Source organism: Microcystis sp. LE19-10.1B, assembly GCF_027530565.1.
Classification (GTDB): Bacteria; Cyanobacteriota; Cyanobacteriia; order Cyanobacteriales; family Microcystaceae; genus Microcystis; species Microcystis aeruginosa.
This window is the reverse complement of sequence record NZ_JAPZQM010000416.1, coordinates 1-16,491: the sequence shown is the minus strand read 5'-3', so window position 1 is coordinate 16,491 and position 16,491 is coordinate 1. Positions and strand designations below refer to the sequence as shown.

The window sequence follows — 16,491 nt, the reverse complement described above, 5'->3', positions numbered from 1 at the left end:
AACCCTTATATAGAAAAGCATTTAGCGATTTTTGTCAATTGTTTTTGCTCTAGAGCGAACTAATCAATTAAGTCTCTTGCCAGATAAGGATTTAGTCGATTTATGCCCCCCTATCGAACCATACCAAGTAACGAAGAACCCTTTTAAAGGATTTTTGCTCTTATCTTGGTGAACGGCATAGCCCAATTCAGCAACCACAATCTGTGTACCGCCGATTTGCTTCATGAAATCCATTTGTTTGTTGAATTCCTGCAAGGTTTCAGATTCTTTCCCCTCCGTGAATTTGGTTCCTACCCAAGGTTCAGAAATCGTCAAATTGCGAAGGGCTAACTCACTTTTTAATTCTGAGATTTCTTGGGGAAATTTACCTGACATTTGCGAACCTTGAAAACCAGCTAATGCCATTTCACTGAGAATTTGCTGGTATCTAATTGGAGGATTCAGATCAATACTAGGGTCATCACCATTGCTCCAACCTGTGGGTGTAATTCCCAGGGAGACTTTTTTCTTATCAAATGTGGGATTTAAGAGCGCCGCTTTACCTGAAGAGGAAACCAGAGAAACTAAAATCGGCTTAGGTTGTGCTGTAGCAGCAGCGGGAAAAGCCAGGTAAGTTATCCCGATTACAAAAATAACTAACAAGACAATTAAACGGGCAATACCTAACGGCTTCCATCTAGGAGGTATGTCTGCTTGTAAGACTGAAGCTAATGGAAATTCACGGACTTTTTCTTTGCTGTTTAACGATTTTCCTTGATCGGCATCACTCATTGTTTATCATCTTCCTTTAGTAGACTGACCAAAAGACTTAAGAAGTTTGTTGATGGCTTTTGAGAAGTTCTGAACCAGCTGAATCCCAAGGGTTAAGGTTGGGCAGCAACCTATTCAGACTTGAGTTTCAGAAGTGAGACTGAAACACACTCTAAAAAACTAGGTCAGTTCGATATCTAAGCCTGAACCTTAAAGTCTTATTTGTTCTTGATCCTTAGAATCAGTTACCCTAAGAATCTATTACACCACCCCGCCAATATTTCGTATCCTAAGATACAATTTCATAATTTGTTACAAACGCTACTAAAAATGCAAACTCAAACCAATCCTTGGCAACAACGAATCTTTAGACTGTCCCTATCTCTCTGCGTTATCAGTTTCTTGTCGGCCACCTTCACCATTTATGCTTACTGGCGGCAGAAAAATCAAACCAGAGAAACAGCGAAAAATAATGCTCGACAAGAAGCTATCCGCGCCGCTAAAGAAATCGATAACTAGCTTCGTAAACTCCAGGATAGTGCCAATTCTATCGCCCACGATATCAGTAAGGATAAACTTAAAGATCGACAGTTGCTTGAGCGATTAAAAAGCACGATAGAACAAAATCCCAATTGGTTCGGTGTCGGTGCGGCTTATGCTTCCTATACTTACAAATCTCAGATACGTCTCTATGCTCCCTACTACACCAGAAAACAGGGTAAACTGCAATTACTGCAACTGGAATCTTTTTACGATTATACTCAACCCGGAAAGGGTGATTGGTATATCCATCCCTTAGCCTCCGGTTCAGTTTGGTTAGAACCTCATTTTGGAGCGGCAACTAACACTTTACTCGCAGAATTTAGCACTCCTTTTTATCGCCTTAATCCGAAAACCAAAAAAAATATTCCTTCTGGGGTGGTCTTCGCCAACTATTCTCTAGATGGGTTAAAAAACTTAATGAACTCCCTCAAACTAGGTAAGACTGGCTACGGATTTATCCTATCTAAAAAAGGAACTTTTATCTATAGTCATAGAGAAGATTGGGTTAAAGAGCAAAAAACCATCTTTCAAATAATTTCTCAAGCATATAAACCCGAAAAATTGCGAGTTCCAGCCCAAAAAGCTCTCAAAGGCTCTAAGATTGAAATGGATTTTCAAAATCCCTTAACGGGACAATCTAGCTGGATATTTTTTGAACCTATTCCTACTACAAGTTGGACATTAAGTGCTGTCTTCATTCAAGATGAAATTTTATTAAATACCAAGAGCTTACATCACAAACTGCTGCTGATTAATCTACAGATAATTAGCTTTTTCTTTTTTCTATTTATCCTAATTTTTCGCGCTTATAAAGGCAGTGTTCGCAGTCTTTAGGCTGTCTCTTCTTCCACTTCTGTTGTCTTGCTGGCGGGAATCGGATCTATCTGGTATCTCCAAATCTCTGAACATAAAATCGAACAGAAAAACAATATAGTGCTTCTGAAAAAAGCGGGTTTAAATAAATTTTTGCAATCTCGTAAATCCGAAAACCCTAAAGACTCCCCCCTCTATATTCCCACAGGAGTTTTTGTGCAGTCTCTAGAATTTGAAGATGCTAATGATGTGTTTATCACGGGCTATATTTGGCAAAAGTATGATAAGAATATCCCTCAAAACGTCAGTCGGGGTTTTATTCTTCCCGAAGCAGTTGATCCCAATGTAACCGAGATTCATCGTCATCAAGACCAAAATTTTGAAGTGATCGTCTGGTATTTTGAAGCTAAACTCCGAGAAAACTTTGATTATTCTAAATATCCCTTTGATGTTAAAGATGTCTGGATTCGCCTCTGGCCTAAAGACTTCTACAAAAATATCATCCTCACCCCAGATTTTGATGCCTACGATTTGATGGTTCCTACTTCCCTACCCGGTTTAGCAGAGGATTTTGTTTTACCTGGTTGGGATATTAAGAGTAGTTTTTTCCAGTACAAACTCAATAACTATAATACCAATTTTGGACTTAACAGCTATATCGGCCAGGACAATTTTCCCGAACTCTATTTTACGGTTGTTCTCCAACGAAATTTTATCAATGTACTGATTAGTAATATGATGATAATTATTGTTGTCCTATTACTGCTTTTTTGTATTCAAATACTGATCATCAAACATAAAGAGAGCGGTGAAAATCAAGATTTTACCGCTTTAGAGATCGTTTCCGCTTGTGGGGCTTTTCTTTTCATTGTCATTATCGATCAGATTAATCTCAGACAAAAAATTATCACGGCAGGTATTATTTATCTTGATTATTTCTACTTTATACTATATATAATGATTCTTTTAGTCGCAATTAATGCCATACTTTTTGCTTCTAATATCAAAATTGATTGGATTGATTATAAAAATAACTTAATCCCAAAGCTACTTTATTGGCCAACTAATCTGGCACTGTTACTGTTGGTAACTATGTTAGTTTTTTAGGCTCTTACCTTTTTACATACTAGGTTGAGAAGAACCCTTTTTTAACAAAAAATGGCTAGGGATTCAATCTCACTAAAATAAGTTATGATCAATCTTGCTTGAGTCAGAAAGATTAATATGCCCAGTCAAGAAATTATTGACCAGAAAAATTCTGCCGCCAACGCCGAACAAGTTTCTGAGTCGAACCTAGAGCTAGTTCCCCAACCGAAACAAGAGCATGATACCGCTGCCAGCCCCCAGGGGTTGCCCCATGCCTTCGTCGTCATGCCCTTTGGTAAGAAAAAAGGGCCAGACGACCGCTGGATAGATTTTAATAGCATCTATCAAGACTTAATTAAACCAGCCTTAATCGAAGCTGGATTTGAGCCGTTTCGAGCCGATGAAGAAAGCGTCAGCGGCGATATCCTCACCGATATGTTTCAGGAACTATTGCTGGCGGATCTGGTAATTGCTGACCTCAGCATTGATAATGCCAACGTTTTTTATGAGTTAGGAGTACGCCACGCCCTACGCAAGCGGGGACTAATTCATATCCAGTCGGGCCGAGGTTATCTGCCCTTCGATATTTTTAACGTCCGCACTCTCCCCTACCATTGTGACGAGAATGGCCAGCCCGATCGCCAATACCTGGAAAAAGACAAACAGGCGATCGCTAAAATGGCTCGCGCTACCGGGGAATCAGACCATCATCGCATTCACAGCCCCATTTTCAATTTACTCGACGGCTTGGAAGAACCCGATCGCCGGTCGCTGCAAACCCCCCTAGCCATTGGCTACTGGGATGAGTACAATAATTGGCGGAAAAGGGTTGTGATCGCCCAACGCCAAGATCGCATTGGTGACGTTTTGCTGTTGATCGAAGAAGTGAGCAACCCCCTAATCAAATGCGAGGCGATCGCCGAAGCGGGGAAAGCCTTAAGAAATCTAGGAAATTATCAACTTGCGCTGCAGCAATATCGCAACGGACTGACAATGCAGCCGAAAAATGCCGAATTCCGGCGCGAGGAAGCCTTTCACCTGAGCCGACTGAAGCGATATGATGAGGCAGTCGTACAGTTAGAGTCGCTGCTGCGGGATGAACCGGCCAATATAGATGCCATTTCCTACTTAGCTCGCATTTACAAGGAAATGTGGAAGGAGCGATGGGTCGGCATCTCCAATGAAGCGGAGCGCCGCCAAATAGCTTACGCATCGGCCCACTTACTACAAAAAGCGATTGAGACTTACCTGCAAGCCTACCGCCTCGATCAGAATCATTACTATTCCGGCATCAACGCCCTGATCTTATCATCTCTGCTGAAGCATTTAGCGCCACCGGCTGGCAAGGATAGCGATCCAGAAGAGAAAGCGATCAAAGAGGAGTTGCCGGTGCTGTCTGGAGCCGTTAAATTTAGCTTGGACAGTGCTGCTCTCAAGGATAACAACGATGTTTGGGTCTTCCTCTCCCTCGGCGATCTGGCCATCTGTACCGCCCGCAACCCGCAACAGGTGGCCAGAGCCTATAAAAGGGCGCTCAACCGGCTCTGGAACAATAAATTTGCTTTACTTTCAACCCTAGAACAATTGAAACTCTTAGAATCCCTGAATTTCCGCCTTGAATATGTCAAGTCGGGCCTCGATGTCCTCGAAGCAGAATTGGAGAGAATAGAACATCAAGAAGCCGCGATCTCCTCCCCAACGGTGAAGGAACCTCCGCAAGTTTTCCTCTTCTCCGGCCACATGATTGACAAGCCAGACCGCCCGAGGCCTCGGTTTCCCTCGGATATGGAAACCGAGGCGCAACAAAAAATTAAGGAGGTACTCGATAAGCTGCAAGCTGATACCACGGATCTGGCGATCGTGCCGGGACTCGCTTGTGGGGGCGATATCCTGTTTCTAGAAGCCTGTTTAGAGCGCCAGATGAAAGTCGAGGTCTATCTGCCCTTCGAGTCGGCTCAATTTATTGAAGAGTCAGTCAGCTTTGCCGGCGATGATTGGGTAGAGCGTTTCTATAGGATTAAGAATCATCCCCAGGTCGCGCTCAACCTACAACCGGAACGAATCGGACCGGTCCCGCAAGGAAGCAATCCCTTTGAGCGCAACAATCGTTGGGCGCTCTATTCCGGTTTGATCTACGGAATCGATCGGGTGCGGTTGATTGTCCTCTGGGATGGCAAAGGCGGTGATGGACGTGGCGGGACTGGTGATATGGTCAAGCAAGTGCGTCAATTGGGGGGGATTGTCGAGCATCTAGACACAACTAAGTTTGATTATTGGAAAGCTCAAGGAGCGGGAATCGGAAATCGGGAAACTTGAGAAACCAGAGCCGAAATTTTTTTCTACTAACTGATTAAAAGTACAAATATTATGCCAAAAAAGTCCAAACTTTATCGTGAGCAGTTCCAGCAAGAAATCTCTGCTTTGATCGAGCAGATTGACTTGCCAGATTTACAGAAGCAGTTTATGAAAGCCCGCTGGCTCGAGCAATTACTGTGGCTAGAAGGCAGGGCCCAGACAACCCGCAACCAATACTATTTTCTCCGACTGCTCACAATTATCGGGGGGGTGATTGTTCCGGCCTTGGTCAGTCTTAATATCAACGCCAATGACGTTCAAGTAGTAGTCGGTTGGCTCGCCTTTGGCTTAAGTCAGGTGGTTGCTATCAGTGCTGCCGTTGAAGAGTTCTTTCATTATGGCGAACGCTATCGCCACTATCGCAACACGGCAGAGGCGATGAAAATTGAGGGCTGGCAATTTCTCCAGTTGAGTGGTTCTTATCGCCATGCCCAAAATCACGCCGAAGTCTATCCCGATTTTGCTCAACGAGTAGAAAACATTATCCAGCGCGATGTGGAAGGGTATTTCAGCCAGGTTGTACAGGAGAAAGAAAAGCCAAAACAGCAAGCAGAAATCGCTAAAACACCACCTCAGTAGCAAGACAAGGAATATTTAGCGATGGGAGTGTCAATTAGGTCGATTTCTCCACCAGAAAACCTTTTAGTCCTGAGATAATATTAGGCAGATATCTGATACCAAATCCTGTTTAAAAAGTATAGGATAGTGGGGAGCAGGGAGAAACAATCCATAACTTGAGAGTTAATCAGATTGTTAAAAACAGATTTGGTATCATACTAAATCCGTTGAGTATAGGCTAACGTCAGTTCGGGATAAGGGTGGAAAGAAAAGGCGGGGGCTAGTAAGCTGAAAAATATATAGGGTTTGCTGAAAAAGCTTTTCCTAGGGGCAGGGTGTGGGGTGTGGGGTTTTACCGATTTTGAGGCAGTCAGTTACCTAATTTTCAGGGAAAAAGTAGCTGAATTTTACCCCCGATCACTCCAATGGTTGGCACTTTTTGAGGAGAAAAAAGTCTAAAAGCCTTATCCAACAATGTTTTTAGATTTATTCAGCAAGCCCTAATTAGTGCTGCATGAAAACACAAAGAAATAGAAAATTCAAGAGCGATTCACTTACTGTCGGTAAGTCCTATTTCCTGTAACCTCCTCTTCAACCCAGACCGGTTACTGTACTGTTCGTAAATCTGGTTCAGGCACTCTTGGAAAACGGGCAACCCGTTTTGATATTCGGCTAAATCTCTTAATTTGACCAACAATTTAACAGCCTCATAGTAGGATTTAGACTGGGCTTTCTGAATTAGGGACTCGACTTGCTGCCAAACTTGCGCTTCCCGTTTAGCTAAAGTTTGTAGTTCCTCAATTCGCTTGGCTTCCGCTTCTTGTTGTCGCCGTTTTTCTGCCTTTTTTTCTTCCTCAGAAGCAGCCTCAAGAAGTTCTTGAACCGTGCGTCGAGGCTGGTTAGAGGGGGGAGAAGTAGGGATTAATTGAGACAGCTTTTGTTTGAATTTAGCAGATAAATTAGGTTCTCCTTTAGCCAATCTTAATAGGAAATCTTGGCGTTCAGAAGCGGATAATTGAGTAATAGCTTGTTGCCAAGTTTGCTCCGAGATAGTTGTTAGTTTACCACTGGATGCACAAGCAACATTTAATAAGTGTTCGTCCAATTCAAAGATTTCCGTAAAAGCCTTTTGAGATTCAGAAAGTTGATTTAGTCCGGGGGGTAGAGGAGGTTCTAGTTGCGTCTTATCGATGTCTATATATCCCTCGGATAAGTCAATAGCTTTCAGCCAGGCTAAATATAATCCTCGATAGTCTTGCTGGAGAATTTCTTGGCGTAATCCTATCAATTCCGATAGAATCCCTTCTCCTTCTATCCAGTCATTAAAACCTTCTTCTTGACTAAATTCCCAATCTAAAATTGCCCAATCTCCCGCAAAAGATAAGCTGATATAATTATCGATACAGTAAAGTTCAATTGCCTCTCGGTTGATCAGGGATGTGGGAAAACGAAACATTAATTGCTGTGTTCCCCAGTTGGCGATGTAGTACATGATATCGAAATACCGAGCCAGCACCTGTTTGGGATCCCCCCGAAAATTGCCGTAACTATAGGTGAAACTGGCACTCGTTGCCGTCGGTTTGACGCGGCTCGATAGCTCGCCTATGGCAGCTCTTTCCTCTTGGGTGAGGTGGCGATCGATCGCTTGGAATTCGTAATATTGGTATTCGCTCATGGTGTGCAACCTATCTCAAGGTTTATGATCGATATGCTGATAATTGTACGGGGATAGTCAGGGTTTGCTGAATAAATCTAAAAACCTTGTTGAACTCACTTTCCGCACTTCTTAACATTCAATTGATGATTTTTACTAATATATTGCTTAAAACCCATTGCCAGTAGGGACTATAGCTACAATGATAAGTAGGTAGGCGTTAAAAATTATCAGACACCCCCCTTATCAAGGGGGGATTAAGGGGGGATCCCCCCGCCTATCGGCACCCCCCTTATCAAGGGGGGCAGGGGGGATCGAACCTAAAATCCATTTTTAATTTAATTATAACCAGCTACTTAGATTTTTATCAAGGTGAAGAATTGTAATTTTTTTTCTCAGAAAAAATCAATTATTGAAAATGTTCTCAATAGTAGTTTCTACAATGAAGGTTTTTCGTCAAAACATCTTGGGGAATGTAAAAATATATAAAAGTATATGAAGATGTGTGGAATGTCGGCCTATAACTAAAGATAAATTCGACAGGACGGACGCTCTCAGATGTATTAGGAATAGCAAGAATATGCACATCTCCCGATCTTTACGGATAAGGAAAAAGTTCAGGTGATTACTCGGTAATTTCCCCGCATTGGTCTTTTCAAGAAATCTAATCTATTCCTTTGGATAGTGGCACGGTCAAAATCGATAAGATTACAATTTCTTTTGTTAAGCACTTTAGCGATCGCTGGATATTTCTGCGATTCATTGTCGGCTAATCGTTAAATTTTATGAAAACAGCCTCATTCGTTGAGATTATCGGAGATAGAGTAGGGATAGGTGAATAAGAGGTAAATAATTAGAGCCTTTTGGCACGGTTTATCGAAGAAAATTCTATAGATAAAAAAGCACTGGGTCTGCTTTTCCCGACTATTACCGGAAGATCGGTTTGGCGGGTACGGCGGTGGCGTGTTTTTGAATTTAAAGTGCGATCGCTGTCCTCAAAGAGCAGTATGTGGTGGGGACGGTGACGGCTAAGATTATTCAACCGAAGCCTTTTCAGTCTTAATTCGCTTAAAGAGGTTTTCAAGTAATGAAACTAAGAAACACAAGCCAAACTTTGTCTAGAAGATATGAAACTTATACACCTGAATCTAACTCTTCTGCGCGGACTGCTTCTATACATAAGGAACATATCTCAAGAAGTAATGACGTTTCAAAAGACGACAACAAAGACTCCATTGCTGTTCTTATAGGTCAAGCAAAAGGTGGTGTTTTAGGTAAATTAACTTATGAGGCACTTAGTCTCCCTATCAAGACCTCACAGCAAGAATTGGCTCAAAACTTTGTTGCTTGGGGGTGCGCTCCCGATAATGCCAATTCTTTTGCCTCTTGGTTAATTGAATACATTTCTGACCCAAATGTGCGGAATGTAATAATTACTATCAGTGCAGGACTAGTATGCTTCACAATTATATACAAGACAAAATGGCCATTATGGTTGAAAATTACTCTAATACTTCTAGTTTCGGCAGGTGTTGGCTACCTTTTATTTACATACTTCACTAATCCTACGCAGCAAAAGCCAAATCAACTTCCTTCACAAGAAAAAGTAAACAATAAACATCCTAAGTAGCCTTTGGGGTAATGCCGATCTAAGTACAGGACAAAAATCGCAAGGAGTGTAAAAACTCACGCTGTTTCAAGTCTAAATCAGTGACGATAGAGCAAAGATAATCTAAGCCGTAGCGAAAAACGCTCTTGGCAAGTCGCCCGTGTTTCTTCAGCTTAATTTGCTGGTGTTGGTGTAACCATTCCCCGATCTTGAGATCCCAGCATAAGGCTACAGAGGTTTTGGACAAGAATTTATATTTCAATAGCCGCCTTCGAGACAGTCGCGATCGCCCTTCCACTCTTCTCCCCTCTCACCATAGGAGCGATACTAAAAAATAACCCTCCCAGTATGCGCCTATGTCATGAACTTTGCCAACCTCCTGATCGTAGGCATTACCAGCCTGACTGCGTTGGCACTTGCCCTCCCCAACGCCAGCCTGCTGTAGTAAAAAAGCGATCACTATGTCAAAATATTTGCATACCATAGGTGTTGTGACGCTACTTAATTAGAGAACAAGGTGATAACAAAACTGTTCACTGACTCTAGTTAACAATTTCTCTCTTAGCGTGGGAAATAACAAATGGGTATAACTGAACTTCCCCCATACATATATAGCATAATAGCCGAAAACCCTTATCCATCAATGGATACACCCCTTAACTTTTCTTAATGTACCCATGTAATTTGTAAAATTTCTTAATGAAAAAGAATTCTCTCCATTTGCTAAAATAGTGGTCATGTATATAGAAAAAGTTCCTAACCGTAATTCCCCCCCCGCTGTTCTTCTTCGTGAATCCTATCGAGAAGGAGATCAAGTCAAAAAAAGAACCCTGGCCAATCTCTCAAAATTACCCGATGATATTATCGACAATCTAAAACTGGCTCTTAAAGGGGCAACACTGTCCATGACTGAAGGCATTCCCAATCATTTTGAAGTGATTAGAAGTCTTCCTCCTGGTCATGTAATGGCTATTTTAGAGACGATTAAAAAATTAGGTTTAGATAAAATAATCAGTGAAAAATCCTCTCGAATCAGAAACTTAGTGGTGGCGATGATTGTGGCAAGAATCATCAATCCTAAATCGAAACTAGCCACAGTGAGAGGATTTAATAGCGAGACTTGCAGTCAGAGTTTAGGACAATTGTTAGACTTAGAGAAAGCCGATGAAGACGAATTAGGTGGTGATTCGGTAGTAGTGATGGCGGCTTAATCCTTTGCTTTGCTGTGCATTGTAGTCATGGATAAAATACCAAAGGGATCCCCAACGTGATTCTCCATTTTTTTAGAGAAAGATAGACTCTCTCTCACCAGCCGAGAAATCCTTTGTCGAAAGGTATTATTTAATCTTTCAATAGGATTAGTTTGACCAGTTTCTTGACCGACTGGTCGATGACGTTTACTAGGAATTACTGTCTTATAGGACTCCCAAAAGTCTGTGTAAGCAACTGCACATTGTCGGTAAACGCCTGGTAAACTGTCCCAAAGTTTTTTGGCTGATTGACGACTCCTATCTCCGCGCATAGCCACCAATAATTTCCCGTGTCTTTCTATCAATTAACCGCCAAATATAAACCTTTATCGTCTTAGAAAAAACCAAAGACCACATCTCATCACATTCTCTAACCAATTTACCTTTTGGTTTGTCCGAAACCTTTATTTGACGGGGGACAGCTGCCAGTTTATTGTTGACATATTTTTGTAACCATGACCAACTTACCCCTGTTACTCTAGCAATTCCTCGTCAGGAAATTCGTTCGATCAAGAGTTGATCAATTAATTGTTTGGTTTCGTCAGAGACGGTTTTATTAGTGGGATTGAACACAAACGGTTGACCACATTCTTTACATTGACGTTTGGGTTTTCCATTATGAATAGAACCATTCTTGATAGTATGGTGAGAACCACAACGCTTGACAGGGGAACGGAGGTGAACTAGGGGGGCACTTTGTTCGGTGCTAGACTGATATTTGAGTAAGCCAGACAGGAGCCAGAAAAAGATATTTATCAGAAAAGTCATGAGCAAGCTAGAGGTTTAAAGACTGAGCGGGTTCCAATTATTTTTATTAATAAATATTTTACACAATTCATACCAGGTAAGCAAGAGGGCTACGCCACTACTACCGAATCATTACCAAAATCTGGATTCCTAATCCACACTAAGGAGATATCAGCAAAAGCTTGCTGGATAAAATTTTACAGCCAGCAAATATTAGAAGAATGGGAAAAATTACGTTAAACAATTCTGTCTTGGAAAAGTTAAAAACTGTTCTCAATTAAGCAAGATGAAGATGGCATTGAGAATTTGCCATAGAAAACGGGTTTCTCAAAGAAACCCGTTTTCTGGAATAATCAATGGGAGTGTCAATCTCTTGTCTCGATTAATTCGGGGACAAGTTCAGGAATAAAACCCGGTTCGGCTAAAGAACCAGTAACATGATGTTCAAAGACTTCTGCGGGGGGAAAAGTTTTCTTGACTTCCTGAGATTGGGGATCCGTAGAAGGTAGCCATTTAATTAGGGGTAAAGGTAGGAGAGTGGAGAGATTAGTAATCACTACCAATAACCAAAGGTTATCAAAATTAGTTTCGGTGACTCCCAACCAATGGGTTAATAAAGCGCCGATTTCTTGGGAAACTAATCCTGACATATTCCAGATGGACATTAATAAAGCGAATAGAGATGCTTCAATGCCCACGGGACAAAGACGGGCCGATAAAATTAAGACCGGTAAAAAGGCAATTTGTCCCATGACGGTGAGGATGAGACTATCCCCCAAACTAAACCAATGATCGTCAATACCGAGCGCTCGATTAGTATGGGTAACTAAGAGTAGGGTAGTCATCCCTAAAAGCGCGGAAATCACCGTACTCCAACCCAAAATTAAACGAAAGGAAATCGCTTTTAAAAACCGTTGATATACCCAGATGCCCAGGATCGAGGCTAAACTGGTGACTAAGCGCACTCGTCCTAAAAATTCCGGTTCAAATCCTAACTCGTTGGTGGTGAAGTAAAAAAAGGCAGAATCGGCGCTAGGGGTAGCCTGCCAGAGAAAAATAAAGGCAGTGGGTAATAAAATTGATTTTTGTCTAATGGCTGACCATAGTTGCCCGATTTGCTCCTTGACTTTCGGCGTGGATTGTGAATCATTGTTATTCTTGACTTTTTCCTCTGTAATTAAAAACGCCATGGCTGAGGCAATCAGGGGAAAAATAGCCGTGAGAGCGAAGACAGGACGAGTGCCGAGGTGTGCCAGTAACCAACCACCCAGATAAGCCGTAATTAAGCCGCCTAACGCCGATATTCCCCAAGTTAAGGACTGTAGAGAACCGGATTGAGTGAAGGACTCTTTGCGCGCTCTTTCTACTACCAAAGAATCGACGATGACATCACTAATGGTGACAGAAAGGGAACCAAGCAGGATCGCGGCCATCGCTTGCCAAGCATTCTCCACCACAGTGGCTAGGGCCAACCAAGCTAAAACCCCGAGAATTCCCGATAAAATTAGGTAGGGCCGACGACGATAGCCGAAAATAGGCAAACCATCCGAAAGAAAGCCAAAAGCTGGTTTAATCACCCAAGGAATCGCCGCCACTCCGATTAATGCCCCCATCTGGGAGGGACTCAAGGCCAAATCGTCTTTTAAAAAGAAGCTAACCGCTAATCGGGAGAGTCCGAGAATGCCCTGCACGAAATAAACCCCTAAAATGCCAATTAATTCGGGATTAGGGTCATTTCCGAATAAGATACTCTCTTTAAGGAATTTTTTCCCGCGATCGATGCCAAGGCGATTAATAAGCATGAAGTTTCATAAATATTTGTTACTGTCTCTATAATAATGATTGAGCGCTCGATCGGTGCGTTAGCTGTTAGGGTTTAACTGTTGAGCTTTAGGTTTTGGCGGTTGGGTATTGGGTTTTAGGGTTTTAGTTGAATTTCCCCTGCTCCCCACTTCCCCATCCCCAATCGGCATAAAAGGCTTATTGTAATGTTATGTGGAAAGTTTCTTGCGATCGCTTTATTTGAAAGTAATATACAGAAAGATTTTTAAAAAAATGTGTATTTGGGGTGATATGGGGAAAGTTTCGGTCTAATATCTAGCTGGGCGGCTATCCTGCCAGTTAAGAAATAGAGCTTGTAACAGATTCGATTTTGCTGATAGACTTCGCCTCCCTCGTAGTTCCCTCAACCTGGTTTTAATTGGTTTGAGAATACTTCTCGCTCCACCCTCTGAGGACTGTCGTGATAGTGGTGCCACGGCAGATTTCAATCCTCACCTCCTGCACCAACAACAGTTTCAGGAGAAAATGATGAAAAGACGATTCAGAGGCCTACTGGTCTGTTCCTGCCTTTCCGTCGCAACGGTGTTAGCTGCTTCTGGCCTGGCTCCGGCCCAAACTTCAAGCCAAACTCAATACGTTGTGCAGGTGCGCCGCCAGCTTAATGGCGCCCGAGACCTTCTGGGAGCTAGGGGGTTTGAAAAGACCCATGACTATAAAATCGCCACCTTGGCCAATGGCGGCGCAAAGTCTTCTACTTTAGACCTTCAGAAGGGAATGCAATACGTCATCATCGGCGTTTGTGACAAAGACTGCTCTGACCTTGATATTAAGGTCTATGATGAAAATGATCGGGTAATAGCTACGGATAAGCTAAACGGCTTTTACTTCGGATCACCGATATAGACTCCAAAAGGGTTATAGCTATTGGATCATGCAGGTTAAGCGCCGTTTAGCTTACCTCGGCTGATGATAAGCCTTTAGTAACAGTCACCCCCAGATGGACTGGCGAGTTCCGCATCCTGGTAAGTATGTATAAATGCGGAAACAGTCCCTGTTATTACGGGATTGGAGTATTTGGCCAGTAGTGCGATCGCGTCGCCTCCTAGGTTGGGTTGAGCGCAACAATACTGGGTCGAAAATGGCTCAATTCGCTTGTTTAAGCGAAACCCAACCACCCCAAAGGTTACTCTTGGTTGGGTTTCCTAGCGTCAACCCAACCTACAATAGTTGCTGCTCTCGTAGTGGATTGTTTCAGTGCGCTCGCCATGGCCCTAGGGTGCGTTCCCTAAGGTCAGTCCTACTACTGCACCGATAGATTGTTGGGAACGCACCTTGCTCATTCATTGAGGCTGTAAGTCCAGATAATCTAATATCCTCTGTCAGATTAGCAGCTAATTGGGGATAGATCATCTACTTGTTGCATTAATGCGATGCCGAAGGCACGGCGTAGCAGTACGCTGCTCTGGTAGTGGTGGAGGGTTCATAAAAGAATGCCCCAATCGGCATAACAGACTTAACGCGATCTGCAACTAAAAACGACAGAATCAGGGTTCCAGAGGATACTTTATCTCTGCTAATACCATTTTTCTTTATTCTTGGCAGGTATCTTACCCCCCCCCTTGCCCCCACGAAAAACTTTTTGCCGCAAACCCTACTTATGAAAAATGGTATAATTTCTGAAAGCCTTGTAAATCAAGACTAAAAATATAGTTGCACAAGGGGTGACTTATTGTCGTGTTATTGGGAAAGTTTCTTGCGATCGCTCTATTTGAGAGTAATATACAGAAAGATTTTTTTTAAAATGTGTATTGGGGGTGATGTGTGGAAAGTTTCCGTATAATATCTAGTTAGTCCCCAGTGACAAAGCCATTGGATTTTCAATAGATGTTATGCTGACCAGTATTTTGCTGTGGTCGATGGCACTTAGCCTGTTGCTAATCAGCTTCACCCCTGGAGTATGGTACAAGCTATGGTTTTTTGAGATTTTGGGGACAGGCTATCTTTGGTTTGCGGGCTTGACTTTGATCTTGCTGTTGGCTCTGTTTTTACCCAGGTTCCGTCCTTCGCGCTGGAAATTGATGATCACGTTAGCTGTCGGACTGGGGTTTTATGCCAGCACAATTGGTACCTGGTATGTTCCGAGGTTGCGAGATGCTAGAACTGGTGGTTTCCCATTGACTGTAATGACCTACAACGTCAACTACCAACTATGGGAGACCAGTGCCGTGACTGACCTGGTTCGGGCAAATCCCGTAGATGTATTCGGGTTAGTTGAACCGTTCAAGGAGCAGGCAGCAGAGCTACTAGACAATGTGCAGGATCTTTATCCTTACTATTACCGCGCAACGGGAGGCGGACTGAGTTTATTTAGCCGCTATCCCATTACAGAGGCGACGACTGACAACTTGGGAACCCGCCACCATAGCCTATTCGCAAGCGTTAATGTGACAGGACACCCCATTCGGGTTGTTGTTGCCCATCCCCTTGCCCCTATATCCATGCCTAACTTTATCAATCGTAACCAGGCGATGGTGGCCTTGGCAGCCTATGCAGCACAGCAGTCAATCACTACCGTAATAATGGGTGACTTTAACCTCACCTCCTGGTCGATTTATTTTCGCAACTTTATCATTAACTCAGGATTACGCAGTGTCAATCTAGGGCATGGACTAAATCCAACCTGGTTTTATACTGACGAAGCGCGATCGCTATCCCATTTCGATCATTGGAAACAAGCTCTAAAAATTCCCATTGACCACATTTTCGTCAGCCAAAATGTCAGGGTTGATCAGGTCATCACACTGCCTTCAGGTGTATCTGATCATCGTCCAGTGATTGCAAAACTACGCGTGATGTAGCTTGTTTTAGCTCAGGTTCATAGCGATCGCAATACGGGGCAATGCGATCGTTATCGCCGTAGGGTGCGTTCCCTAAGGTCAGTCCTACCACTCCACCGATCGATTTTGGGGAACGCACCTTACTCATTCATTGAAGTTGATAAGTCTAGGTAATCTAATATCCTCTGCCAGATTAGCACTTAATTGGGGATAGATCATCTACTTCTTACATTAGTATGATCGCTGCTCTGGTAGTGGTGGAGGGTTCATAAAAAAATGTGCTAATCGGCATAACAGACTTATGGTCGTGTTATATGGAAAGTTTCTTGCGATCGCTCTATTTGAGAGTAATATAGGGAAAGATTCTGGGCTCTTCGGGAATTGTTATGCAAATAATTAACTTAAAATAAAATTCGATGAGAGCGCCTACGCTCAAAAGTAGCTGAAATCCATATAGGGAAGGACTTAAGGCATCAACAGGTTAATACCAAAAGATAGACAATCGAG

General features: G+C 42.7%; 11 protein-coding genes and 2 pseudogenes. 9 read left to right on the top strand and 4 right to left on the bottom strand.

All coding sequences use genetic code 11. The features are described from left to right. Positions 1–63: 63 nt before the first annotated feature. Complete coding sequence (locus tag O9332_RS15100) at positions 64–771, bottom strand: hypothetical protein (RefSeq protein ID WP_002762501.1); 708 nt, start codon at positions 769–771, stop codon at positions 64–66. A gap of 309 nt (positions 772–1,080) precedes the next feature. Here O9332_RS15100 and O9332_RS15095 point away from each other — a divergent pair, with 309 nt between their 5' ends. From O9332_RS15095 to O9332_RS15075, 5 genes are all read left to right on the top strand, one after another. After that, a complete protein-coding gene (locus O9332_RS15095; protein WP_288026231.1) occupies positions 1,081–1,269 on the top strand; it encodes a hypothetical protein in 189 nt (62 codons plus the stop codon). Positions 1,270–1,341: 72 nt separating this feature from the next. Then, positions 1,342–2,127: a PDC sensor domain-containing protein gene (locus tag O9332_RS15090; protein ID WP_502846655.1), complete on the top strand. Its 786-nt coding sequence runs from the start codon at positions 1,342–1,344 to the stop codon at positions 2,125–2,127. A gap of 132 nt (positions 2,128–2,259) precedes the next feature. Continuing rightward, positions 2,260–3,213, top strand: coding sequence for a ligand-gated ion channel (locus tag O9332_RS15085; protein WP_288026229.1), 954 nt, complete (start codon positions 2,260–2,262; stop codon positions 3,211–3,213). 117 nt (positions 3,214–3,330) lie between these two features. After that, positions 3,331–5,508, top strand: coding sequence for a tetratricopeptide repeat-containing protein (locus O9332_RS15080; RefSeq protein ID WP_002762498.1), 2,178 nt, complete (start codon positions 3,331–3,333; stop codon positions 5,506–5,508). A 51-nt stretch (positions 5,509–5,559) separates the two neighbouring features. Further along, positions 5,560–6,126, top strand: a complete 567-nt coding sequence (locus tag O9332_RS15075) for a DUF4231 domain-containing protein (RefSeq protein ID WP_002734536.1) — start codon at positions 5,560–5,562, stop codon at positions 6,124–6,126. 529 nt (positions 6,127–6,655) lie between these two features. On the opposite strand, the gene O9332_RS15070 is transcribed toward O9332_RS15075, so the two are convergent. After that, the gene (locus O9332_RS15070) at positions 6,656–7,780 is read right to left on the bottom strand and encodes a hypothetical protein (protein WP_002762496.1); all 1,125 of its coding nucleotides are present in this window, start codon (positions 7,778–7,780) and stop codon (positions 6,656–6,658) included. A gap of 1,066 nt (positions 7,781–8,846) precedes the next feature. On the opposite strand from O9332_RS15070, the gene O9332_RS15065 reads away from it, so the two are divergent. Then, positions 8,847–9,389: a hypothetical protein gene (locus O9332_RS15065; RefSeq protein ID WP_002762495.1), complete on the top strand. Its 543-nt coding sequence runs from the start codon at positions 8,847–8,849 to the stop codon at positions 9,387–9,389. Positions 9,390–10,105: 716 nt separating this feature from the next. Then, a pseudogene (locus tag O9332_RS15060) lies at positions 10,106–10,546 on the top strand (IS1634 family transposase N-terminal domain-related protein); the annotation flags it as partial. Here the strand turns inward: O9332_RS15060 and O9332_RS15055 are convergent. Continuing rightward, positions 10,544–11,275 (bottom strand): annotated as a pseudogene (locus tag O9332_RS15055) (IS1 family transposase); the annotation flags it as partial. The pseudogenes O9332_RS15060 and O9332_RS15055 overlap by 3 nt on opposite strands. Before the next feature lie 455 nt (positions 11,276–11,730). After that, complete coding sequence (locus O9332_RS15050) at positions 11,731–13,167, bottom strand: folate/biopterin family MFS transporter (RefSeq protein ID WP_002763616.1); 1,437 nt, start codon at positions 13,165–13,167, stop codon at positions 11,731–11,733. A 508-nt stretch (positions 13,168–13,675) separates the two neighbouring features. On the opposite strand from O9332_RS15050, the gene O9332_RS15045 reads away from it, so the two are divergent. Both O9332_RS15045 and O9332_RS15040 read left to right on the top strand, forming a co-directional pair. Then, positions 13,676–14,050, top strand: coding sequence for a hypothetical protein (locus O9332_RS15045; protein WP_288026224.1), 375 nt, complete (start codon positions 13,676–13,678; stop codon positions 14,048–14,050). A 986-nt stretch (positions 14,051–15,036) separates the two neighbouring features. Then, positions 15,037–16,005 carry an endonuclease/exonuclease/phosphatase family protein gene (locus tag O9332_RS15040; RefSeq protein ID WP_223213101.1) on the top strand — a complete coding sequence of 323 codons (969 nt, stop codon included), beginning with the start codon at positions 15,037–15,039 and terminating at the stop codon, positions 16,003–16,005. Positions 16,006–16,491 lie beyond the last annotated feature (486 nt).